We start from the raw sequence: 23,059 nt of genomic DNA on the forward strand, positions 1-23,059 counted from the left end.
ATCAATGCCGGCTAACGGACAAGTTTCCCTCGAACGGACCATCCCGACCCTGACAGCGTTGCCGCGCCCGCTATATGCCCGTGCGGAGAGCCTCAGCGCCGGCTCGTGGACGCCACCTCATCGCCACGATTGGGTGCAGTTTTCCTACGCCATCAGTGGTGTGCTCGGCGTACATACCGCCGAGGGCAGTTTCTTTGCGCCGCCGCAGTGGGGGATCTGGATTCCGGCTGACCTGGAACACCAGGTGGTGACTTCGATGCGTGCCGAAATGCGCAGTCTCTATGTGCGGCGCGAGGCGTGTGCCTGGGCGGACGAGCGTTGCCGGGTGCTGGAAGTTACGCCGCTGGCGCGTGAGTTGATCAAGAGTTTTTGCCTGCTGCCGGTGGACTACCCAGAGGGTGACAGCCGTGAAGCACGCCTGGTCGAGGTGCTGCTGGATCAGCTGGCGAGCCTGCCGGAAGTCGGTTTCTCTCTGCCGTTGCCACGTCACCCGCGTTTGCTTGGGTTGTGTAACGAACTGATCGAAAGCCCTGAACAGAACGTGACGTTGCATGAATGGGCCGAACGATTGGGGACGTCGGAGAAAACCTTGATGCGCCTGTTCCAGCGTGAAACCGGATTGAGTTTCCGCAGCTGGCGTCAGCGCATGCGGCTGTTGTCGTCATTGAGTTTGCTGGAAGACGGCAACAGCGTAACCACGGCGGCGCTGTCCAGCGGTTATGACTCGACCTCGGCGTTTATTGCCGCGTTCAAAAGCCTGTTCGGGTTTACCCCAGGAGAGTTGTTCAAACAGTAATTGTGGCGAGGGAGCTTGCTCCCGCCGGCCGGTCCGCGCTCCAGCGGGAGCAAGCTCCCTCGCCACAGGGGGCAGTGTCTGCTGGGGCGATCGAGGTGATTAAGTACGGAACCGCCGAACCAACCCGTCCAGCTCATTCGACAACCCCGCCAGACTCTGGGAGTCGAGCCGTGCCGAGTTGGCCAGTTCGGCCACCAACTGCGCATCGCCATGGATCTGGCTGATGTGGCGGTTGATGTCTTCGGCGACCTGATGCTGTTCTTCGGCGGCCGTGGCGATCTGGGTGTTCATGTCGCGGATCACGTCCACCGATTCGCGAATCTGCCCGAAACTGTTGCGCGCTTCGCCGATCCGGCTCACCGACTGTTGCGACACCTCGAGGCTGGCGTGCATTTGCTGGGTGACCTGGCTGGTGCGCTTGGCCAGGTTGCCGAGCAGTCCGTCGATTTCCGCGGTGGAATCGGCCGTGCGTTTGGCCAGTGCGCGAACCTCATCGGCCACCACCGCAAAACCACGACCCTGCTCGCCAGCGCGAGCCGCTTCGATCGCAGCGTTCAGTGCCAGCAGGTTGGTTTGCTCGGCGATGGAGCGAATGGTGCCGAGGATTGACTGAATGTCATTGCTGTCGCGTTCCAGTTGCTGCATCGATTGCGCCGACTGTTCGATTTCCTGGCTCAACTTGTCGACGCTGTGCACGGCGGCATCGATCTGTTGCTGACCTTCGCGGGCCTGACGCTGGCCGCTGTCGGCCGACTCGGCGGCCTGGCTACAGGAGCGCGCGACTTCGTTGGCGGTGGCGACCATCTCGTGGAACGCCGTGGACACCATGTCCACCGCTTCACGTTGGCGCCCGGCGGCGTCGGCCATGTCGCTGGAGACCTGGGTCGCGCTTTGTGAGTTGGCAAGGATTTTGGTCGCAGCGCCGCCGATGTGCTGGATCAGGCTGCGAATCGCGGCGAGGAACTGGTTGAACCAGTTGGCCAGTTGCGCGGTTTCGTCGCTGCCCCGGATCTGCAGGTTCTGGGTCAGGTCACCTTGACCTTGGGCGATGCCTTCCAGACCGCTGGCGACGCTGCGGATCGGCCGCACGATGAGGCTGGCGAAACTGGCACCGACCACGGCGAAGAATACGGCCAGTACGGCGGCGATGATCGCGATCAGCCAAGTCAGCGCAGTGGCAGAGCTCATCACGTCGGTTTGCTTGATAAGGCCGATGAAGGTCCAGCCCAGTTGCTCCGACGGCCAGACGTTGGCCATGTAGCGCTCGCCGTTCAACTCGACTTCGACCAGACCTTTGCCAGCCTTGGCCAGTTGCGCGTAACCGTCGCCCAGGCTGCCCAGCGCTTTGAAGTTGTGCTCTGGCTGTTTCGGGTCGACCAGCACCGTGCCGTTGTTTTCCATCAGCATCAGGTAGCCGGTTTCACCGAGCTTGATCTGTTTGACGATCTCGGTGAGCTGCTTGAGCGTCACGTCGATGCTGACCACGCCGCCATTGGCGCCGAGCTTGTTGTCGAGGGTGCGCACGGTGCTGACGTAAGTCGCATCATCCTGAGCCCAGTAATAAGCCTCGGTGCGAAACGGTTTGCCCGGTTTGGCTTGCGCCGCCTTGTACCAGGGACGTTGGCGCGGGTCGTAATTGGCCAGTTTCGGGTCATCGGGCCAGGATACGTAACCCCCGGCACTGGTGCCGACGATGGCGTACGCGTATGACGGATGACTGGCGCCCAGGTCTTGCAGCAAGGCAAACACCTGCTTGTCCATCTCGCCTTGCGGAATCTGCGTCGCATTGGCGCTCATGTAGGTTTTGAGACTGGCGTCGGTGTTTTTGATCAGCGGCTGGGAGGCCAGGTAGTTGACGTTCTGGCTGATGCCATCGAAGAACAGTTGCATGGCGTTGCTGACCTGGCGGATCTCTCGACCGCTGCCGTCGACAAAGTTATCTTTGGCATCGCTGCGCAGGTTCATGACCACCAGGGTGGCAACCAGCACAACCGGCAAGCAGGCGATGATTGCAAACGCCCACGTCAGTTTTTGTTTGATGTTCATCCGCGCTCCAGTTTTTTTCTTATTAAGCCCACGTAGTGCTGACGCCCCGCGGATTGTCGGACAAACTCCTTTCTCTTTGATGACTTCGGCCGCCAGGGGCGGAAATTGAGGACTATTGGTAAAAATCCTACAAGGAGTGGCTTGGCTGATCTCAGACGCTGTCGCAAATGCCTGCTGATCCAGTCGCCAACGTGCAGCTGACTCTCGGCTATGATCTTCGTCGCTCAGCAGGATTTACCTGACTAATCTGGCACATTGGGTGCATCTGCAACGTTCATAGGTCGGCAACCCCTCCCCGACGGGAGAGGATTGCCGTATAACGAGTGACATTCGCGTGTTTGGTAATAAAGGACCCACAATAAAAGCTGATGAAGACTCCAAAACGCATTGAACCGCTGATCGAGGACGGTCTGGTTGACGAGGTGCTGCGCCCACTCATGAGTGGTAAAGAAGCAGCTGTTTATGTGGTGCGCTGCGGCAACGAGTTACGTTGCGCCAAGGTTTACAAGGAGGCGAATAAACGAAGTTTTCGTCAGGCGGCCGAGTATCAGGAAGGTCGCAAGGTCCGTAACAGCCGTCAGGCTCGCGCGATGGCCAAGGGCTCCAAGTTCGGTCGTAAAGAAACCGAAGACGCCTGGCAGAACGCCGAGGTTGCGGCATTGTTCCGTTTGGCCAGTGCCGGGGTGCGAGTCCCCAAGCCGTTCGACTTCCTGGAAGGCGTGCTGCTGATGGAGCTGGTGGCGGACGAGTACGGCGATGCCGCGCCGCGTCTCAATGACGTGGTGCTGGAAGCGGATCAGGCGCGTGAATACCACGCCTTCCTGATTTCACAGATCGTGCTGATGCTGTGTACCGGTCTGGTGCACGGCGACCTGTCCGAGTTCAACGTACTGCTGACCCCGGATGGTCCGGTGATCATCGACTTGCCCCAGGCCGTCGATGCTGCTGGCAACAACCACGCGTTCAGCATGCTGGAGCGCGACGTGGGCAACATGGCCTCGTACTTCGGGCGCTTTGCGCCGGAGTTGAAGCGGACCAAGTACGCCAAGGAAATGTGGGCCCTGTATGAAGCCGGCACCCTGCACCCGGCCAGCGTCCTGACCGGTGAGTTCGACGAGCCGGAAGAGCTGGCGGACGTGGGCGGCATCATGCGTGAGATCGAGGCCGCACGCCTTGACGAGGAGCGACGGCAAGCGGTTCGCGCCGCAGACGACGCCCCACCAGGTAAAACCGAAGAACCGCCTCCACCGTGGATGCAGTGATCGGTTGAATAAAAAATCCGGCTTCGGCCGGATTTTTTGTATTGAGCGAATGCAATCAGCGTCGGGTCAGCAAGACCCCGGATTCCATGTGGTGCGTCCACGGGAACTGATCGAACATCGCACAGCGGGTGATGCGGTGGGTGTCATGCAATTGGGCGATGTTGGCCGCCAGCGTTTCCGGATTGCACGAAATATACAGAATGTTCTCGAAGCGTCGGGTCAGCTCGCACGTGTCCGGGTCCATACCGGCGCGCGGCGGGTCGACGAACACGCTACCGAACTCGTAGCTTTTGAGATCAATGCCGTGCAAGCGGCGGAACGGGCGAACTTCATTCAGCGCTTCGGTCAGCTCTTCGGCAGACAGACGCACCAGGGTGACGTTATCCACAGCGTTTTCACTGAGGTTGCTCAGCGCCGCATTCACCGAGGTCTTGCTGATTTCGGTGGCCAGCACTTTGCGCACGCGGGTCGCCAGCGGCAGGGTGAAGTTGCCGTTACCGCAGTACAACTCCAGCAAATCGTCGGAACGATCACCCAGAGCGTCGTAGGCCCAGTTGAGCATCTTCTGGTTCACCGTACCGTTCGGCTGGGTGAACGCGCCTTCCGGTTGGCGATAGCTGAAGGTGCGACCACCGACTTCAAGTTTCTCGACCACATAATCATGGCCGATCACTTCGCGTTTGCCCTTGGAGCGACCGATTACGCTGACGTTGAGGTCGGCGGCCAGTTTCGACGCGGCCGCGTGCCAATGCTCGTCCAGCGGGCGGTGATAACACAAGGTGATCATCGCATCGCCGGCCAGGGTGGTCAGGAACTCCACCTGAAACAGCTTGTGGCTCAGGGCGGCGCTGGCTTGCCAGGCGGCCTTGAGCTGCGGCATCAACTGGTTGATGCGCAGGCTTGCGATCGGGAACTCTTCGATCAGGATCGGCGTGCGTTTGTCTTCCTGGGAGAACATCGCGTAATGACGCTCGCCGGCTTCGCGCCACAAGCGGAATTCGGCGCGCAGGCGAAAGTTCGCCAGCGGTGAGTCGAACACCGCAGGTTCTGGTGCATCGAACGGCGCCAGCAGGTCACGCAGGCGCGCGGCCTTTTCTTCGAGCTGAACGGTGTAAGCCTGGGAATCGAAAGTCATGCGTTGAACCAACCCAACTTGATCACGAACAGAATCGATAGAACCACCAACGCCGAGTTCAGTTCACGGCCACGGCCGGACAGCAACTTGATGGCGGTCCAGGAAATGAACCCGAACGCGATACCGTTGGCAATGGAGTAAGTGAACGGCATGGCCAGCGCGGTAACGACCACGGGCGCGGCAACGGTGATGTCGTCCCAGTCTATTTCCGCCAGGCCGGAGGTCATCAGTACGGCGACGAACAGCAAGGCCGGTGCGGTGGCGAAGGCCGGTACGCTGGCGGCCAGTGGCGCGAAGAACAACGCCAGCAGGAACAGAATGGCCACTACGACGGCTGTCAGGCCGGTACGACCGCCGGCACTGACGCCCGCTGCCGACTCGATGTAACTGGTGGTGGTCGAGGTGCCCAGCAGGGAACCGGCCATGGCCGCGGTGCTGTCGGCGATCAGCGCACGCCCCATTTTCGGCATGTGGCCGTCCTTGCCCATCAGGCCGGCGCGCTTGGCGACGCCGATCAGGGTGCCGGAGTTATCGAACAGGTCGACGAACAGGAAAGCGAAAATCACGCTGACCAGGCCGATGTCCAGCGCGCCCTTGATGTCCAGTTGCAGGAAGGTCGGCGCCAGCGAAGGTGGCATCGCCATCACGCCGCCGAACGGTGTGAAGCCCAGGGCGATGGAAACGATGGTCACCGCCAGGATGCCAATCAGCACGGCACCGCGCACTTTCAGGGCTTCGAGGGCGACGATCAGCGCAAAACCCAGGGTCGCGAGGATCGGTGCCGGTTGTTTCAGGTCGCCGAGGCCAACCATGGTCGCCTGGTTGCTGACCACGATGCCAGCGTTGTGCAGGGCGATCAGCGCCAGGAACAGACCGATACCGGCGGCAATCGCCGAGCGCAACGCCAGCGGGATGCTGTTGATGATCCATTCGCGGATGCGAAAGATCGACAACAGGAAAAACATGACCGCCGAGATGAACACCGCCCCCAGCGCCACTTGCCAGGTATGGCCCATGTGCAGGACAACGGTGTAGGTGAAGAAGGCGTTCAGGCCCATGCCCGGCGCCAGCGCGATCGGGTAGTTGGCGATCAGGCCCATCACCGTCGAGCCAATGGCCGCTGCCAGGCACGTCGCGACAAACACCGCGCCCTTGTCCATGCCGGTCTCGCCGAGGATGCTCGGGTTGACGAACAGAATGTAGGCCATGGCCAAAAAGGTCGTGATACCGGCAAGAATCTCGGTACGCACGTTGGTGTTGTGTGCCTTGAGTTGAAACAGCCTTTCCAGCATGTCTGCTCCCCGTGGCGCGCCCGGCGCCGTGAATGTATCGACTTCAACAGCAAAGCACAGGCCGTGCCAGGCGCCTGAGTATTTTCTGTCGGTCGGAAAAAGCCGCGCATCATACCAGCAGCGTGCGGCTATGGCTGCCTAATGGCGTTGATCGTCGGCGATGTTTTGCAGTTTGAGGGAGTGGGGCATACTGCGCGCTGGTTTTGGGAGTGGATATGTCTTCTATAAAGAACAGGATGATTCTGGCTTTTGGCTTGTCTGGCGCCATGCTGCTCGGTGCGCACACCGCACTGGCAGCGTCCGCACCACCGCTGAGCGAAGTCAAGGTGCTCAAGGTCCAGTCGACCTCCTGCGGCATTGAAGATATTGCGCCAGGGCAGGACAAGACGAAGTGCGATCATGCCGGCTCCAACATCAAGATCTACGTGCTGGAGATCGGCTACGGCCGCCTGCCGAATGCAACGCTGGATGGCTTTGAAGTCAATGGCGTGCGGGCGCCTGTCTGCGCCTATGGCAACGGCAATCTGACGGAATGCTCCGGGGTGGCCAGCAAAATCGTCGGCAACCTCTACACCTTTGATCTGGCGGGCAAGCAGGAAGGCACGTTCACCTTCAGCAATACCTCGATCAATGCACCGGGCAATAGGATGTCGACGCAGCTGTACATCAAGTAACTTTCAGTGGGTAATAGCAGGCTCGAACATCTGTCGACAAAGCTGACTACGCTTTAAGGATCACCCTGTGGACGCAGACCATGACCTTTAGAGCCCTGATTACCCTTGCCGAAGGTATCGACGACCTGCAAGCCGTGACACTGATCGACGTGTTGCGCCGGGCGAAAGTCGAAGTGGTGGTGGCGAGCATCGAATCACGGCGCATGCTCACCTGCGCCCGTGGCACCCGATTGACTGCCGACGCGATGCTGGTCGATGTGTTGGCGCAACCTTTCGATCTGGTCGTTTTGCCGGGTGGCGCCGTCGGCGCACAGCGCCTGGCCGCTCATCAACCCTTGTTGCAACTGGTCCAGGATCAATCCGCCGCCGGGCGCATGTTTGCCGGTATCGCCGAGTCGCCGGCGCTGGCGCTGCAAGCCTTTGGCGTATTGCGTCAGCGGCGCATGACCTGTCTGCCTGCGGCCAGTCATCAACTGCTCGGCTGCACATTCGTCGATCAACCCGTGGTCATCGACGGCAACTGCATCACCGCTCAAGGTTCGAGCGCTGCCCTGGCGTTTGCCTTGGTGCTGGTTGAACGACTGTGTGGCAAAGCCGTCAGGGCTGCGGTGGCGGGGGAGTTGCTGGCGTAGCGGCTTTCACGCCTGGGCGGCGAAACGCTCGATGGGGGGCTGTTCGCGGTGCTCGGCTTGCCAGAGATCGTAGTCAGTCTGAACGCCTAGCCAGGTTCTTGCCTTGCCGATACCGGCGCGCTCCAGCCGTACTGCCAGATCCGGGCTGATAGGGGCATGACCGTGAAGCACCCGCGAGAAATGCGGGCGGGCGTAGCCAAGCCGCTTGGCCAGCTCGGTGATACTGACGCCGAGTTCCGGCAACACATCCAGCAGAAGTGTTTCGCCAGGGTGTGGCGGGTTGTGCATGGGCATGTCCTGCCTCCTGTTCAGTGATAGTCCAGATAGTCGACCAGTTCGATGTCTGAGCCGATAAAGCGAAAAATCAGCCGCCAGTTCCCGGAAACGTTCAGTGACCAATAGGTCTGAAGATCGCCCTTGAGCGGATGCAGTTGCCAACCGGGAAGGTCCAGGTCGCCCGGGCTCAGTGCACGATCCATGAATGGCAACATGCGGGCCAGGCGTTTCGCATGATCGGCGCGGATCCCACGAGTCGAACCGGTTTCATAGAAGCCACGAAGGCCTTTGTGCTGAAAGGATTTGATCATGGCGTCAGTGTAAGGCGATACATTACACCTTATGCACTAACTATGTACCGCCCTGCGTCGCCTAAATGCTGCTTTGTTCACCTGGCAAACGCTCGGTACTTGCCTTCGTTTCATCTACCGGCACATGCATGCGGTCGCGTTGGGCCAGGGTCGGGAACAGTTTGATCCATGTCCCGGTGACCAGCAGCGTACCGATCCCGCCCATGACCACCGCCGGTACGGTGCCGAACCAGTGGGCGGTGAGTCCGGATTCGAACTCGCCCAACTGGTTCGAGGCACCGATGAACAAGCCGTTCACCGCGCTGACCCGGCCGCGCATTTCGTCCGGGGTTTCCAGTTGCACGAAGGACGCGCGGATCACCATGCTGATCATGTCGGCGGCGCCGAGCACCACCAGCACCGCCAGCGAGAACCAGAACGAGGTCGACAGACCGAAGGCGATCGTTGCGACGCCGAACACCCCGACGGCGGTGAACATGACGCGTCCGACGTTGCGCTCCACGGCAAACCGCGCCAGCCATAACGACATCAACAAGGCCCCGACCGCTGGCGCCGAGCGCAGCAGCCCGAGTCCCCAGGGGCCGGTCAGCAGGATGTCCTTGGCAAATACCGGCAGCAGCGCCGTGGCGCCCCCGAGCAATACCGCGAACAAGTCCAGTGAGATCGCGCCGAGAATGTCCGGGCGACTGCGAATGAAGCGAATCCCGGCAAGCAACGAATCCAGGGTCGCCTTGCCCTTGTTCAGCGGGGTTTGCCGAGCGGGCAGGTTGAGCATCAGGGTGCAGGCGATGAGGTACAGAATCACCGTCGGGCCATACACCCAGACGCTACCGAAGGCATACATCAATCCGCCCAGCGCTGGCGCGACGATGGTGGCTGACTGCTGAGCCGACTGGGACGCGGCCACCGCGCGCGGAAACAGTGCACTGGGGACAATCGTCGGCAATAAAGCCTGGGTGGTCGGCATTTCGAATGAACGGGCGGCGCCGAGCAGGAACGCGAGGATGAAGATCATCTCGCGCGTGACGTGGTCAGTGGCGCTGCCAATGGCCAGGGCGAGAGCGATCATCGCTTGCACGGACTGGCAGATGGCCGCGACCTTGCGCCGGTCATAGCGGTCTGCCACATGCCCGGTGTGGAGCATGAACAACACCCGTGGCGCGAACTCCACAAGCCCGACCAGGCCCAGGTCCAGCACGTTGCCGGTGAGTTGATAGAGGTTCCAGCCGATGGCCACCGTCAGCATCTGAAAGCCGCTGGCGGTGAACACTCGTGCCAGCCAGAACGCAATGAACGGGCGGTGATGGCGCAACAACAGCGGGGCTTGGGTCGGCATCGGCAGGCAGGTCTGGGCGAGGAAAACCCGAGATTATCACCAAGTTGTAACCTGAAGTTGCGTGTGCCGGGAATTTAGTTAGCTAGACACCTATCCTGGAGCCCGCGTCGTACCTTCGCCACAGCCAATACCGCAGCCCTGAACAGAACGGTGAGGCAACCTGTCACGCGGCAAAAGACCACACAGTCGGGCGCTGAAAATGGGACTACTCTTTCATCGTTACTTGATCCAGATCAAAACCCTTGATGGATTTGCTCTGACGGCCAGATGGCCAGACTCCCTGCGTTGCGATGGTTGTAAAAAACAACGAATTTGAATTCGCCACACTCCATAACCGTGGGGGCGGTGGGTGCAGGCTCCCAGCCAGCAGCCGTATTACCAGACAGAGGAAGACTTATGTTCGGTTTGGAGGCACTTGATCTCGCCCGAATTCAGTTCGCGTTCACCATCTCGTTTCACATCCTGTTCCCGGCGATCACCATCGGCCTGGCGAGTTACCTGGCGGTGCTCGAAGGCTTGTGGCTGAAGACTCACAACGATACCTACCGTGATTTGTATCACTTCTGGTCGAAGATCTTTGCCGTCAACTTCGGCATGGGCGTGGTCTCCGGATTGGTCATGGCCTATCAGTTCGGCACCAACTGGAGCCGCTTCTCGGACTTTGCCGGTTCCGTCACCGGGCCGCTGCTGACCTATGAAGTGCTCACGGCGTTCTTCCTCGAAGCCGGTTTCCTCGGCGTCATGCTGTTTGGCTGGAACAGGGTCGGGCGCAAGCTGCACTTTTTTGCCACGGTCATGGTGGCTATTGGCACGCTGATCTCGACGTTCTGGATTCTGGCCTCCAACAGCTGGATGCAAACCCCGCAGGGCTACGAAATCGTTAACGGCCAGGTGATTCCGGTGGATTGGATCGCGGTGATCTTCAACCCGTCGTTCCCCTACCGCCTGATGCACATGGCTACGGCAGCATTCGTTGCCACTGCATTCTTCGTCGGCTCGTCGGCCGCCTGGCACCTGTTGCGCGGCCGTGATAACCCGGCGATCCGCACGATGCTGTCGATGGCCATGTGGATGGCCTTGATCGTTGCACCGATTCAGGCGGTGATCGGCGACTTCCACGGCCTCAACACGCTCAAGCATCAGCCGGCAAAAATCGCCGCGATTGAAGGTCACTGGGAAAACGTCGGCAATGAGCCGACCCCATTGATCCTGTTTGGCTGGCCGGACATGAAAGCCGAGAAGACCAAATTCGCGGTAGAGATCCCGTACCTGGGCAGCCTGATCCTGACTCACTCGCTGGACAAACAGGTTCCGGCGCTCAAGGAGTTCGCGCCTGAAGACCGGCCGAACTCGACCATTGTGTTCTGGTCGTTCCGGATCATGGTCGGGCTGGGCTTCCTGATGATCTTCACCGGTCTGTGGAGTCTGTGGCTGCGCAAGCGTGACAGGCTGTATTCGAACCGTGCGTTCCTCTACCTGGCGCTGTGGATGGGGCCATCGGGCCTGATCGCGATACTCGCCGGTTGGTTCACCACTGAAATCGGTCGCCAGCCGTGGGTGGTGTACGGGCTGATGCGCACTGCCGATGCTTCATCCATGCACAGTTTCCTGCAGATGAGCATTACCCTGGCGCTGTTCGTCGTGGTGTATTTCTCGCTGTTTGGTGTCGGTCTGGGCTACATGATGCGCCTGGTGCGCAAAGGGCCGAAGATCAACGAAGGTGCCGAACCGAGCCACGGTGGTCCCGGGCAGCAACGTACTCCGGCCCGTCCGCTTTCCGCTGCCGATGAAGGCGACGAAAACGGCGACGCCAGCCTGAACAAGGGGAATTGAGTCATGGGTATTGATCTTCCGCTGATCTGGGCCGTGATCATCATCTTCGGGATCATGATGTACGTGGTCATGGATGGTTTTGACCTGGGAATCGGCATTCTCTTCCCCTTCATCAAGGGCCACCGTGACCGCGATGTGATGATGAACACTGTCGCGCCAGTCTGGGACGGTAACGAAACCTGGCTGGTATTGGGCGGCGCGGCGCTATTTGGCGCCTTCCCGCTGGCGTATTCGGTGGTGCTGTCGGCGCTGTACCTGCCGCTGATCCTGATGCTGATCGGCTTGATCTTCCGCGGTGTGGCGTTCGAGTTCCGCTTCAAGGCCAAGGACCACAAACGACACATCTGGGACAAGTGCTTCATCGGCGGCTCGCTGACGGCGACGTTCTTCCAGGGTGTGGCGCTGGGGGCGTTTATCGACGGCATTCCGGTGGTCAATCGGCAGTTCGCGGGCGGCACGCTGGACTGGCTGACGCCGTTCTCGCTGTTCTGTGGCGTGGCGCTGATCGTCGCTTATGCGCTGCTTGGCTGCACCTGGCTGATCATGAAGACCGAAGGCAAGTTGCAAAAGCAAATGCACGACCTGGCCCGCCCGCTGGCGTTCGTGGTGTTGGCGGTGACCGGTATCGTCAGTATCTGGACCCCGCTGGCCCATGCCGAGATCGCTGCGCGCTGGTTCACCCTGCCGAACCTGTTCTGGTTCCTGCCAGTGCCAATCCTGGTGCTGGTGACGATGTACGGTTTATTGCGCGCTGTGGCCCGTAATGCTCACTACACGCCGTTCCTGTTGACCCTGGTGCTGATCTTCCTCGGTTACAGCGGTCTGGGAATCAGCCTGTGGCCGAACATCGTGCCGCCGTCGATCTCGATCTGGGACGCCGCCGCACCGCCGCAAAGCCAGGGCTTCATGCTGGTCGGCACCTTGTTCATCATCCCGTTCATTCTGGGCTACACCTTCTGGAGCTACTACGTGTTCCGCGGCAAGGTGACCCACGAAGACGGTTATCACTAGCAGGAGCAAAGCTTGCTCGCGATGGCGTCTTGACAGGCGCCATCAAACCCAGACCGAGGACCGAGGCAATGGTTAATAAACATTCTTTGCAGGAAATCGAACAGGCTGAAAAGAAGCCGCTCTGGCAGCGGCTTGGCTGGCTGGTAATGATCTGGACCGGCAGCGTACTGGCGCTGTTTGTCGTAGCCAGCCTGATGCGCATGTTCATGAATGCTGCAGGCCTGACCACTCACTGATCGACCCGAACATCCCATCCCGTGCTTTGCGGCACGGATTTATAACCCTCCACTGGAGGGTTTTTTTTGCCTGGGCGTTGGCCGTTATTTGCGAGCCTTGAGGATCACGAATTTGGGTGTTGCCGCGACCTGCTCGACACCCCGGAACAGACGCGCCAGTTTGCTGTGATAGCCCAGATGACGGTTGCCGACGATGTACAGCGCGCCGCCCACCACCAGGGCTTCGCGAGCTTGCTGGAACATCCGCCAGGCGAGGAAGTCCCCGACCACTTGTTGCTGGTGGAAAGGCGGATTGCACAGCACCACGTCCAGCGACTGCGGCTCCTGCCCGGCCAGGCCATCGCCCGCGCGCACGATGACTTCGCGCGAACCGAGGGCGGCCCGCCAGTTTTCGGCAGCGGATTGCACGGCCATGAACGATTCGTCCACCAGCGTGTAGTGGGCTTGAGGGTTTTGCAGGGCACTGGCGATGGCCAAGACGCCGTTGCCGCAACCCAGGTCGGCGACCCGCGCGTTACCGAGGTTTTTCGGCAGGTGAGGGAGAAACGCCCGAGTGCCGATGTCCAGGCCTTCGCGACAGAACACGTTGGCGTGGTTGAGCAACTCGATTGCCGGATCGTCGAGTGTGTAGCGAGTCGGGTAGGGCGACTGCGCGGGTTGCCTGGCATCGGCTCTGGCAATCAGCAAACGGGCTTTCTTGACCGCCAGCGACGCTTGCACCGGGCCGATGTAGCGCTCCAGCAGATCGCCGGCTGCCCGCGGCAGGTGTTTGACCATGGCCGCAGCAACCACTTGCGCGCCGGGTGCCAGCTGCGTTTGCAGGCGGATCAGTTGCTCTTCCAGCAACGCCAGGGTTTTGGGGACGCGGATCAGTACCCGATCGAACGGACCGACCAGTGGCGCACTGGCCGGCAGCACTGACACAACATCGAAGGGAAGGCCATTGCGTACCAGGTTCTTTTCCAATGCCTGGGCTGCGAGAAACGAATCACCGCTACTGGTGACTTGAACCTTGTCGGCAAGGCTCGCCGCCAGTGCACCAAAGCTGTCATTGAGCACCAGAACCCGGGTATCAGCGTTCGGCTGCTGTTCGGCCAGAAAATTAAGCAGGTACTCGTCAGCCGCATCGAAGGCTTGCAGCGGTTCGTTCTGCTGTTCGGGCTGGCGGATCAGGTCAAGTTGGGCGAAGGGGCTTTCGAGCAGGGGCATGGGGCGGGGACTCTGGGTAATCAACGGGTGTCCCGCGGTTTTGCACGTATTGAATGCTGGACGGGACCGTCTGAGTGGACTGCGTTGCGGTGTCGTTCGCTTCATCACTCAGAAGGGGCGTAAATGGTACGTTTTTTTCCGTCGAATTACTCGCAGGTTTTCCGTCGTGTCCAGCGCTGACAAGCACTGGTATTGGGTCAGGCTCAGATATATCTGCACTTCGCGGCCTGTACCACCGCAGAAATTTTGTTGGTGACACCCAGTTTCTTGATCGCATTGCCTATGTGGAAATTTACCGTACGTTGGGTGATGTTTAGGATTATCCCGGTTTCCAATGCGTTCTTGCCTTTCGAAGCCCACTTCAGCACATCTGTTTCCCGCGTCGATAATTGAGTCGCGCTCAAGCCGTCCGGATTCTTGCAGGCCAGCTTTTGCATTGCGAGGACATGCAGCTTATGGCTGATGAACGTTGCATAACCGAGGTTTTCATAGAGTTCATAAGCCGTGATACGGCAATGGCTTCGGGCGACGCAGAGCATGCCGCTGCTATGGTTGTTCAGCTCATGTAGCGGCAGCGACCAACCATGCTGCATGCCTTGACCCGCGAGTGCGCGCCGTAGATCGGGGACGTTGGCGAAGGTATCACTGTCCCAGAGAATGGGCAGCATTGAGTGATTGCAATGAGCTACTATTGGGTCTATCGCGCAGTAGTTGTTTTGTTCATAACGTGTGTTCCAGTCAGGTGAGTAATTATTAAGGTTCAGGTCATTGTCACAATGATTTGGCGCATGAGAAGTCATTGAAAACGCACAATATTCGTAGCCAAGATTATTAAAGAAGCCAAGTGCTATCGTGTAAGCCTTTTCAAGGCTTGACTCATAAATCAGCTGTTTTAACCGAATCTCCTTCCAGGTATCCATACAAACTTCTCCCTGTGTTTCGCTTCGTAGGTATTTATTGGATCCAAAATTGCTACGTTGCGAGTGTAGGGTAAATCCTACAGGTGCGAAGTGAGTTTTTTGCTCTTGATAGGTTCGCAAAAAAAATAACCGGTTATTAGAGAAACAGTACCTGTACAGGCCATGCGATTTGCTCCGTCATCTGTAGAGATATTAATACTATCTTTATATTCAGGTTGCGAACCCTGCCTTTAACTCTTTAGTTAACTGTTAGTCATCTGTTGATTAATACCACTACAAATCGGCGGTGTTTCTTCGTCCGGCTTTGCGGGACACTGGAGCAATCAGACCTATGGAGCGCCCCATGACCGCCAGCGCAGAGAAGTTCACCCGACAAACCCTGCTCGATGTCCAGCCACTGACGTCCAGCCTGTTCACGCTGCGTACCACGCGAGATCCGGGTTTTCGTTTTCGTGCCGGGCAATTCGCCCGCTTAGGGGTTACCAAGGCTGACGGCAGTACGGTGTGGCGTGCCTATTCCATGGTGTCTTCACCCCATGACGAGTTTCTTGAGTTCTTTTCCATCGTCGTTCCGGGTGGCGAATTTACCAGCGAACTGAGTCGTCTGGAGGTAGGCGATACCTTGATGGTCGACCGTCAGGCCTTTGGTTTCCTGACCCTTGATCGCTTCGTCGATGGGCGAGATCTTTGGTTATTGTCCACAGGGACGGGTATTGCGCCGTTTCTGTCGATCCTGCAGGACTTCGAGGTCTGGGAGAAATTCGAGCGAATCATTCTGGTGTATAGCGTGCGCGAAACGCGGGAGCTGGCTTATCAGGCGCTGATTGCTGAGTTGGAAGAGCGTGAGTATTTGGCGGAGCATGCCCATAAATTGCAATTTATCACCACGGTCACCCGTGAGCCGCATCCGCAAGCGTTGAGCGGGCGAATTACTCAGTTGATCAAAACTGGCGAGTTGGAGCGGGTGGCGGGTGTCACGATGACGGCCGAACATTCGCGGGTGATGCTCTGTGGAAACCCGCAGATGATCGATGACACGCGCAACTTGCTGAAAGCGCGCGATATGCAACTGAGTCTGACTCGGCGACCTGGTCAGGTGGCTGTGGAAAATTACTGGTAATGAAAAACGACGCCATCAGGCGCCGTTTATTTCGCAACCCAGCCTTCAGGGCTTATTGTTCTGCGCTTTGAGCAGGTCGCGAATCTCGCTCAACAGTTCTTCTTCCTTGGTCGGAACCGGCGGCAGGCTTGGCGCCACCGCTTCTTCACGTTTCAGGCGGTTGATGGCTTTCACACCCATGAAGATTGCGAACGCGACGATCAGGAAGTCGATAATGCTCTGGATGAATTTACCGTAGGCCAGCACCACGGCCGGGACAGTGCCTTGACCCGCTTTCAGCGTGACCGCCAGGTCCGCGAAGTCCACACCCCCGATCAGCAGGCCGATTGGCGGCATGACAACATCACCGACAAACGACGAAACGATCTTGCCGAACGCGGCGCCGATGATGATACCGACGGCCATGTCGACCACATTACCTTTGACCGCGAAGGCCTTGAACTCACTGAGCACGCCCATAGGTTATTCCTTGTTACAGATGAGGTTGGTGAACGCAGTGTAAATCAGCAAGTCGGGTCTTGCTCGACACAACTACTTACAGTGCTCGCTGCTATCGACCCGCTTACTGGCAAATAGTTTACAAAGTGCCATCAATCGCGCGTGAATACGCGCCAACTCACTGATAGACCAGAAAAACCTCTCAATCGACGCATTGCGTTCTTTCTATTTATGTTTTGACTATCTGGTCACTAGCCTCTGTTCAGCGCACCTGGATGCGCTACACAAAACCAGAGGAGTTCGACATGACCACCGCCATTAGCCGAGGGGCTTTTTCCCAGCGCCGTGTATTCGGCGTCTTGACCGCCAGCCTGCTGTCATTCTCCGTTCACGCGGCGACCCTGACCCGCGATAACGGCGCTGCCGTGGGCGACAACCAGAACTCGCAGACCGCGGGGGCCACTGGTCCGGTGCTGTTGCAGGACGTGCAACTGATCCAGAAACTCCAGCGCTTTGACCGCGAACGCATCCCGGAGCGGGTCGTACATGCCCGTGGTACGGGTGCCCATGGCAGTTTCACGGTAACCGATGATCTCAGTGACCTGACCAAGGCCAAAGTCTTTGCCGCTGGCCAGACGACGCCGGTGTTCGTGCGTTTTTCCGCGGTGGTGCACGGCAACCATTCCCCGGAAACCCTGCGCGACCCACGAGGCTTTGCCACCAAGTTCTACACCGCAGACGGCAACTGGGACCTGGTCGGCAATAACTTCCCGACCTTTTTCATCCGCGATGCGATCAAATTCCCGGACATGGTCCACGCCTTCAAGCCAGACCCGCGCACCAACCTGGATGATGACTCACGCCGGTTCGACTTCTTTTCCCATGTGCCGGAAGCCACTCGGACGTTGACCGAGTTGTATTCCAACTCCGGCACGCCGGCCAGTTACCGGGAAATGGACGGTAATGGAGTTCACGCCTATAAATTGGTCAATGCCAAAGGCGAAGTCAGCTATGTGAAGTTTCATTGGAAGAGTTTGCAGGGGATTAATAACCTTGACCCACAAGCGGTTACCAAGGTTCAGGGGCAAGACTACAGTCATATGACCAATGACTTGGTGGCTCACATCAATAAAGGCGACTTTCCAAAGTGGGACTTGTACATTCAGGTTCTAAAACCACAAGACTTGTATAAGTTTGACTTCGATCCTTTGGATGCTACCAAGATCTGGCCGGGTATCCCTGAGCGAAAAGTTGGACAAATGGTGCTCAATCGTAATCCTGCGAATGTCTTTCAGGAAACCGAACAAGTTGCCATGGCACCGGCCAATCTAGTGCCGGGAATTGAACCTTCGGAAGATCGTTTGTTGCAAGGTCGAGTGTTCTCTTATGCCGATACGCAACTGTATCGCCTGGGCGCCAATGCGTTGCAGTTACCGATCAATGCGCCAAAAGTAACGGTGAACAACGGCAACCAGGACGGAGCGATGAACACGGGTCGCAGCAGCGGGGGTGTGAACTATCAGCCGAGTCGTCTGGAGTCACGTGAGGAACCTCAAGCGGCACGCTACAGCCAGTCGACGCTGTCGGGTACGACCCAGCAGGCGAAGATCCAGCGCGAGCAAAACTTCAAGCAGGCCGGCGATCTGTATCGTTCGTTCAGCAAGAAGGAGCGCAGCGACCTGATCGAAAGTTTTGGTGGCTCGCTGGCCACCACGGATGACGAAAGCAAGCACATCATCCTGTCCTTCCTCTATAAGGCTGACCCGGAATACGGCACTGGCGTGACCAAGGTCGCCAAGGGAGATCTGAGTCGCGTCAAGGCGCTCGCGGACAAACTGGTCGACTGATCGTCATTGCCTCAACCGGCTCTCGCACGGCTCAGTGCCGTGCGAGAGCCCAGGAGCTGTGCTATGCGAATGTATCTTTGCCTGTTTCTGGCCAGCCTGGAGTGCAGCGTTTATGCAGAGCCGGGTGCCGACCTGACCAAGGATCCGGCAGCGCTCAAGGCGCAATTGCAGGATTACTACTTTGACGCCGCTCGTCGCGGTGACGTACCGATGCTCGAGACGTTCATCGAGGCGGGCTATTCCCTTGAGACTCGCGACAGCAAGGGCTACACCGCGTTGATCCTGGCGGCTTACCACGGTCAGTCTGCGGCGGTAGAGCGCTTGCTCGGCGCCGGAGCCGATGCCTGTGCCCAGGACCTGCGTGGCAATACGGCGTTGATGGGGGCGATCTTCAAGGGCGAAGTGCAAATCGCCCGGCGACTGTTGGCGACCGATTGCAACCCGGAGCAGCGTAATGGCGCAGGCCAGACGGCGGCGATGTATGCGGGCCTGTTCAAACGGGTCGAGTTGCTCGACGCCATGGCTGCCAAGGGTGCCGACCTGAATGCCGAGGATCCGCTGGGTAACAGCGCCGCGCGTCTGGCCGCGGGTGAAATCCGTACCGCGGCGCCGCGCTGATCGTGTCCAGCTGAGCTATCATCGCGGTTTTTTCCGGGAGTTCAGATGGCCAAGGCAAAGCGCATGTACGGCTGCACCGAGTGCGGCTCGACCTTCCCCAAGTGGGCCGGCCAATGCGGCGAATGCGGGGCCTGGAACACCCTGACCGAAACCCTGGTGGAAAGTGGCGGTGCCGCTGCCCCCAGCGGCCGTACCGGCTGGGCCGGGCAGCAGGCGCAGATCAAGACGCTGGCCGAAGTCAGTGTCGAAGAAATTCCACGTTTCTCCACCGCGTCCGGCGAGCTGGATCGGGTGCTCGGTGGCGGCCTGGTCGACGGCTCGGTGGTGTTGATCGGCGGTGATCCGGGGATCGGCAAGTCGACGATCCTTCTGCAAACCCTGTGCAACCTCGCGACCCGGATGCCGGCGCTGTATGTCACGGGCGAAGAGTCCCAGCAGCAAGTGGCCATGCGCGCTCGACGTCTGGGCTTGCCGCAGGATCAACTGCGAGTCATGACCGAAACCTGCATCGAAACCATCATCGCCACGGCTCGGGTGGAAAAGCCCAAGGTCATGGTGATCGACTCGATCCAGACGATTTTCACCGAGCAACTGCAATCGGCGCCGGGCGGCGTCTCTCAGGTTCGCGAAAGTGCGGCGCTGCTGGTGCGTTACGCGAAACAGAGCGGCACGGCGATTTTCCTCGTCGGCCACGTGACCAAAGAAGGCGCGTTGGCGGGGCCCCGAGTGCTGGAACACATGGTCGACACGGTGCTGTATTTCGAAGGCGAGTCGGATGGACGCTTGCGTCTGTTGCGAGCGGTGAAAAACCGCTTCGGTGCGGTCAACGAGTTGGGCGTGTTCGGTATGACCGACAAGGGTTTGAAAGAGGTCTCCAACCCTTCGGCTATTTTCCTCACGCGCGCGCAGGAAGAAGTGCCGGGCAGCGTCGTGATGGCGACGTGGGAAGGCACGCGACCGATGCTGGTGGAAGTTCAGGCGCTGGTGGACGACAGCCATCTGGCCAACCCGCGCCGTGTCACCCTCGGCCTGGATCAGAATCGCCTGGCCATGCTGTTGGCGGTGCTGCACCGTCATGGAGGCATACCGACTCACGACCAGGACGTGTTCCTCAACGTGGTCGGCGGGGTCAAGGTGCTGGAGACGGCGTCCGATCTGGCGTTGATGGCAGCCGTGATGTCCAGCCTGCGCAATCGGCCATTGCCACATGATCTGTTGGTGTTTGGTGAGGTTGGCTTGTCTGGTGAAGTACGGCCGGTGCCAAGCGGACAGGAACGCTTGAAGGAAGCGGCCAAGCATGGTTTCAAACGCGCCATCGTGCCCAAGGGCAATGCGCCGAAGGAAGCGCCTGCCGGGTTGCGGATCATCGCGGTGACGCGACTGGAACAGGCCTTGGACGCTTTATTTGAATAAACCCTGCCCTCGTAGGAGCAGCCTACGGCAGCTCCTACGAGGGTGGTCTGATGTGGATCAGCGCACCCAGTTCCCGCTCAAGCTCGGCCTGATCGCCCATATTGAGTTCGACCAGCCGCCGCAGGCTGCTGACGGACTCCAGGCCTATGTACCGACAGACGAAGCCCAATTGGTGGTTATTGTCATGGGACAGTTGCACGTCCATGCGGATTTCGGCGTCCTTGCTCAAGTGAATGTCGACCGAAAACATCTTCTCTTTGTCCCCAAGCCAGGGCTCAGGGCGTTCGATCAACAGGCCCTTGAGTGACAGGTCGAGCAGTTTCACCGGCCAGCGATACTCACCCTGGCTGAGCTCGGTTTTGGCATCGAAGGCAATGCGTTTGAAGCGGCGGCGATTGGCGGGGTGATCCCTCATGGCGCAATCCTCTGGGTGTTCGCTGACTATAGACCGGCATCCGCGCAGGCTGCCACTGTCGGTACGACTCTAGACCTAGGTCGGGGTATGGTCTTTGGCGCCAGTAGCGCTAAACTCGGGGTGGCTGTCTTTTTTGTCCACTCTGGCTGGAATCAAAAATGAAAAATAATAATAGCCTGCTACGCCACTTACCTTGGCTGGTGCTGGCAGTCGTAGGCGCGTGCGCCTTGGGAGTTGTGGCCCTGCGCCGCGGCGAAGCCATCAACGCCCTCTGGATCGTAGTCGCAGCAGTCGCCATTTATCTGGTCGCTTACCGTTACTACAGTCTGTTCATTGCCAATAATGTGATGCAGCTCAATCCACTGCGAGCCACCCCCGCTGTCGTCAACAACGACGGTCTGGACTACGTACCCACCAACAAACACATTCTTTTCGGGCACCACTTCGCGGCCATCGCGGGTGCAGGTCCGTTAGTCGGTCCAGTGTTGGCGGCGCAGATGGGCTATTTGCCCGGCACGCTCTGGCTGATCGCCGGTGTGGTGCTGGCCGGTGCCGTTCAGGACTTCATGGTCCTGTTCATGTCGACCCGCCGCAACGGTCGCTCCCTGGGCGACATGGTCCGTGAAGAAATGGGGCAGATCCCCGGGACCATCGCGCTGTTCGGCTGCTTCCTGATCATGATCATCATCCTCGCGGTGCTGGCGCTGATCGTGGTCAAGGCCCTGGCCGAAAGCCCGTGGGGTATTTTCACGGTGATGGCGACCATCCCGATCGCGATGTTCATGGGCGTGTACATGCGCTACATCCGCCCGGGCCGCATCGGTGAAATCTCCATCGTCGGCGTGCTGCTGTTGCTCGGCTCGATCTGGCTGGGCGGGCAGATCGCCGCTGATCCCGTCTGGGCCAAGGCCTTCTCCTTCACCGGGATCCAGATCACCTGGATGCTGATCGGCTACGGTTTCGTCGCGGCAGTATTGCCGGTCTGGCTGATCCTGGCGCCGCGTGACTACCTGTCGACCTTCCTCAAGATCGGTACCATTGTCGCCTTGGCGATCGGCATCCTGATCACCATGCCCGTGCTGAAAATGCCGGCACTGACCCAATTCATCGATGGCACCGGGCCGGTGTGGAAAGGCGGGCTGTTCCCGTTCCTGTTCATCACCATTGCCTGTGGCGCGGTCTCGGGTTTCCACGCGCTGATTGCCTCCGGGACTACTCCGAAACTGCTGGATAACGAAAGCAATGCCCGTTACATCGGTTACGGCGGCATGCTGATGGAGTCCTTCGTGGCCATCATGGCGATGGTGGCGGCTTCGGTGATCGAACCGGGTGTGTACTTCGCGATGAACAGCCCGGCGGCGATCGTCGGCGGTGAAGTGATGCAAGTCGCGCAAACCGTCAGCAGTTGGGGCTTTGCGATCACCCCGGAAGCCCTGCAAGCGGTGGCCAAGGACATCGGTGAAACCACCGTGCTGGCCCGTGCCGGCGGTGCGCCAACCCTGGCGGTCGGTATCGCGCAGATCCTGCACAGCGTTCTGCCGGGCGAAAACACCATGGCGTTCTGGTACCACTTCGCGATCCTGTTCGAAGCGCTGTTCATCCTGACGGCGGTCGACGCCGGTACGCGTGCCGGACGTTTCATGCTGCAGGATTTGCTCGGCTCCTTCGTTCCGGCGCTTAAACGCACCGAGTCCTGGACCGCCAACCTGATCGCGACCGCCGGTTGCGTGGCAATGTGGGGTTACCTGCTGTACCAAGGCGTGATCGACCCGCTGGGTGGCATCAACACCTTGTGGCCGCTGTTCGGTATCTCCAACCAGATGCTGGCCGGTATCGCGCTGATGCTCGGCACCGTTGTGCTGATCAAAATGAAACGCCAACGCTACATCTGGGTGACCTTGCTGCCAGCCGCCTGGCTGCTGATCTGCACCACCACCGCAGGCTTCATCAAGCTGTTCGACGCCAACCCGGCGATCGGCTTCCTGTCGCTGGCGAAGAAATACAGCGATGCCCTGGCCAACGGTCAGATCCTCGCCCCGGCCAAGGACATCACGCAGATGCAGCACGTGATCTACAACGCCTATACCAACGCAACGCTGACGGCGCTGTTCCTGTTCGTGGTCTTCAGCATCCTGTTCTATGCGATCAAGGTCGGTATTTCCGCCTGGGGCAGCAAAGAACGCACGGATAAAGAATCGCCATTCCAGGCTATTCCAGAAGCGTAATCGAGGGTTGCAAG

At 59.2% G+C, this 23,059-nt stretch carries 22 protein-coding genes and 1 pseudogene; 12 read left to right on the forward strand and 11 right to left on the reverse strand.

From position 1 onward, the window contains the following. Window positions 1–4: 4 nt before the first annotated feature. Window positions 5–796, forward strand: a complete 792-nt coding sequence (locus tag AC3WK5_RS06055) for an AraC family transcriptional regulator (RefSeq protein ID WP_103316890.1) — start codon at window positions 5–7, stop codon at window positions 794–796. Window positions 797–895: 99 nt separating this feature from the next. Here AC3WK5_RS06055 and AC3WK5_RS06060 read toward each other — a convergent pair whose 3' ends face one another. Next, complete coding sequence (locus AC3WK5_RS06060; RefSeq protein WP_371917654.1) at window positions 896–1,663, reverse strand: methyl-accepting chemotaxis protein; 768 nt, start codon at window positions 1,661–1,663, stop codon at window positions 896–898. 90 nt (window positions 1,664–1,753) lie between these two features. Further along, a pseudogene (locus tag AC3WK5_RS06065) lies at window positions 1,754–2,842 on the reverse strand (cache domain-containing protein); the annotation flags it as partial. A gap of 368 nt (window positions 2,843–3,210) precedes the next feature. Between AC3WK5_RS06065 and AC3WK5_RS06070 the strand changes: the two are divergent. After that, entirely contained in the window at window positions 3,211–4,104 is an 894-nt protein-coding gene (locus tag AC3WK5_RS06070) for a PA4780 family RIO1-like protein kinase (protein ID WP_054595482.1), read from the forward strand. Window positions 4,105–4,159: 55 nt separating this feature from the next. Here the strand turns inward: AC3WK5_RS06070 and trmA are convergent, their stop codons facing one another. Both trmA and AC3WK5_RS06080 read right to left on the reverse strand, forming a co-directional pair. Further along, the gene (gene trmA, locus AC3WK5_RS06075; protein WP_103316886.1) at window positions 4,160–5,239 is read right to left on the reverse strand and encodes a tRNA (uridine(54)-C5)-methyltransferase TrmA; all 1,080 of its coding nucleotides are present in this window, start codon (window positions 5,237–5,239) and stop codon (window positions 4,160–4,162) included. Continuing rightward, complete coding sequence (locus AC3WK5_RS06080) at window positions 5,236–6,531, reverse strand: NCS2 family permease (RefSeq protein WP_103316884.1); 1,296 nt, start codon at window positions 6,529–6,531, stop codon at window positions 5,236–5,238. Before AC3WK5_RS06080 ends, trmA begins: the two co-directional genes overlap by 4 nt. Before the next feature lie 215 nt (window positions 6,532–6,746). Here AC3WK5_RS06080 and AC3WK5_RS06085 point away from each other — a divergent pair, with 215 nt between their 5' ends. Together AC3WK5_RS06085 and AC3WK5_RS06090 are read left to right on the forward strand one after the other, a co-directional pair. Continuing rightward, window positions 6,747–7,205, forward strand: coding sequence for a DUF4879 domain-containing protein (locus AC3WK5_RS06085; RefSeq protein WP_371919132.1), 459 nt, complete (start codon window positions 6,747–6,749; stop codon window positions 7,203–7,205). A gap of 80 nt (window positions 7,206–7,285) precedes the next feature. Continuing rightward, window positions 7,286–7,837, forward strand: coding sequence for a DJ-1 family glyoxalase III (locus AC3WK5_RS06090; protein WP_103316880.1), 552 nt, complete (start codon window positions 7,286–7,288; stop codon window positions 7,835–7,837). 6 nt (window positions 7,838–7,843) lie between these two features. Here the strand turns inward: AC3WK5_RS06090 and AC3WK5_RS06095 are convergent, their stop codons facing one another. The 3 genes from AC3WK5_RS06095 to AC3WK5_RS06105 form a co-directional block, all read right to left on the reverse strand. Then, entirely contained in the window at window positions 7,844–8,131 is a 288-nt protein-coding gene (locus tag AC3WK5_RS06095; protein ID WP_173860029.1) for a HigA family addiction module antitoxin, read from the reverse strand. Between the two features lie 14 nt (window positions 8,132–8,145). Next, entirely contained in the window at window positions 8,146–8,424 is a 279-nt protein-coding gene (locus tag AC3WK5_RS06100; protein ID WP_103316878.1) for a type II toxin-antitoxin system RelE/ParE family toxin, read from the reverse strand. Between the two features lie 61 nt (window positions 8,425–8,485). Continuing rightward, window positions 8,486–9,760: an MFS transporter gene (locus tag AC3WK5_RS06105; protein WP_103316876.1), complete on the reverse strand. Its 1,275-nt coding sequence runs from the start codon at window positions 9,758–9,760 to the stop codon at window positions 8,486–8,488. 396 nt (window positions 9,761–10,156) lie between these two features. On the opposite strand from AC3WK5_RS06105, the gene AC3WK5_RS06110 reads away from it, so the two are divergent. The 3 genes from AC3WK5_RS06110 (at window position 10,157) to AC3WK5_RS06120 (ending at window position 12,840) form a co-directional block, all read left to right on the forward strand. Then, the gene (locus tag AC3WK5_RS06110) at window positions 10,157–11,593 is read left to right on the forward strand and encodes a cytochrome ubiquinol oxidase subunit I (protein WP_103316873.1); all 1,437 of its coding nucleotides are present in this window, start codon (window positions 10,157–10,159) and stop codon (window positions 11,591–11,593) included. A 3-nt stretch (window positions 11,594–11,596) separates the two neighbouring features. Then, window positions 11,597–12,604: a cytochrome d ubiquinol oxidase subunit II gene (gene cydB / locus AC3WK5_RS06115; RefSeq protein WP_054595490.1), complete on the forward strand. Its 1,008-nt coding sequence runs from the start codon at window positions 11,597–11,599 to the stop codon at window positions 12,602–12,604. A gap of 68 nt (window positions 12,605–12,672) precedes the next feature. Further along, a complete protein-coding gene (locus AC3WK5_RS06120; protein ID WP_081013729.1) occupies window positions 12,673–12,840 on the forward strand; it encodes a DUF2474 domain-containing protein in 168 nt (55 codons plus the stop codon). An 84-nt stretch (window positions 12,841–12,924) separates the two neighbouring features. Here the strand turns inward: AC3WK5_RS06120 and AC3WK5_RS06125 are convergent, their stop codons facing one another. Then, on the reverse strand, window positions 12,925–14,049 hold the full coding sequence (locus AC3WK5_RS06125; RefSeq protein ID WP_103316871.1) for a methyltransferase: 1,125 nt from the start codon (window positions 14,047–14,049) through the stop codon (window positions 12,925–12,927). A 203-nt stretch (window positions 14,050–14,252) separates the two neighbouring features. Further along, window positions 14,253–14,969 (reverse strand): autoinducer binding domain-containing protein, encoded by a 717-nt coding sequence (locus AC3WK5_RS06130; RefSeq protein WP_103320472.1) that lies wholly within the window; start codon window positions 14,967–14,969, stop codon window positions 14,253–14,255. 343 nt (window positions 14,970–15,312) lie between these two features. Between AC3WK5_RS06130 and AC3WK5_RS06135 the strand changes: the two genes are divergently transcribed. Beyond that, on the forward strand, window positions 15,313–16,089 hold the full coding sequence (locus AC3WK5_RS06135; protein ID WP_103320474.1) for a ferredoxin--NADP reductase: 777 nt from the start codon (window positions 15,313–15,315) through the stop codon (window positions 16,087–16,089). A gap of 45 nt (window positions 16,090–16,134) precedes the next feature. Here AC3WK5_RS06135 and mscL read toward each other — a convergent pair whose 3' ends face one another. Further along, on the reverse strand, window positions 16,135–16,548 hold the full coding sequence (mscL, locus tag AC3WK5_RS06140) for a large-conductance mechanosensitive channel protein MscL (RefSeq protein WP_103320476.1): 414 nt from the start codon (window positions 16,546–16,548) through the stop codon (window positions 16,135–16,137). Window positions 16,549–16,832: 284 nt separating this feature from the next. Here mscL and katB point away from each other — a divergent pair, with 284 nt between their 5' ends. The 3 genes from katB (at window position 16,833) to radA (ending at window position 20,405) form a co-directional block, all read left to right on the forward strand. Next, the gene (katB, locus tag AC3WK5_RS06145) at window positions 16,833–18,374 is read left to right on the forward strand and encodes a catalase KatB (protein ID WP_103320478.1); all 1,542 of its coding nucleotides are present in this window, start codon (window positions 16,833–16,835) and stop codon (window positions 18,372–18,374) included. A 63-nt stretch (window positions 18,375–18,437) separates the two neighbouring features. After that, complete coding sequence (locus AC3WK5_RS06150) at window positions 18,438–18,992, forward strand: ankyrin repeat domain-containing protein (RefSeq protein ID WP_103320480.1); 555 nt, start codon at window positions 18,438–18,440, stop codon at window positions 18,990–18,992. A gap of 45 nt (window positions 18,993–19,037) precedes the next feature. Further along, a complete protein-coding gene (gene radA / locus AC3WK5_RS06155) occupies window positions 19,038–20,405 on the forward strand; it encodes a DNA repair protein RadA (RefSeq protein WP_019691594.1) in 1,368 nt (455 codons plus the stop codon). A 34-nt stretch (window positions 20,406–20,439) separates the two neighbouring features. On the opposite strand, the gene AC3WK5_RS06160 is transcribed toward radA, so the two are convergent. Beyond that, window positions 20,440–20,820, reverse strand: a complete 381-nt coding sequence (locus AC3WK5_RS06160) for a PilZ domain-containing protein (protein WP_103320482.1) — start codon at window positions 20,818–20,820, stop codon at window positions 20,440–20,442. 158 nt (window positions 20,821–20,978) lie between these two features. On the opposite strand from AC3WK5_RS06160, the gene AC3WK5_RS06165 reads away from it, so the two are divergent. Further along, window positions 20,979–23,045 carry a carbon starvation CstA family protein gene (locus AC3WK5_RS06165; protein WP_054595497.1) on the forward strand — a complete coding sequence of 689 codons (2,067 nt, stop codon included), beginning with the start codon at window positions 20,979–20,981 and terminating at the stop codon, window positions 23,043–23,045. Window positions 23,046–23,059: the final 14 nt, after the last annotated feature.

Source organism: Pseudomonas sp. FW306-02-D09B (assembly GCF_058782685.1).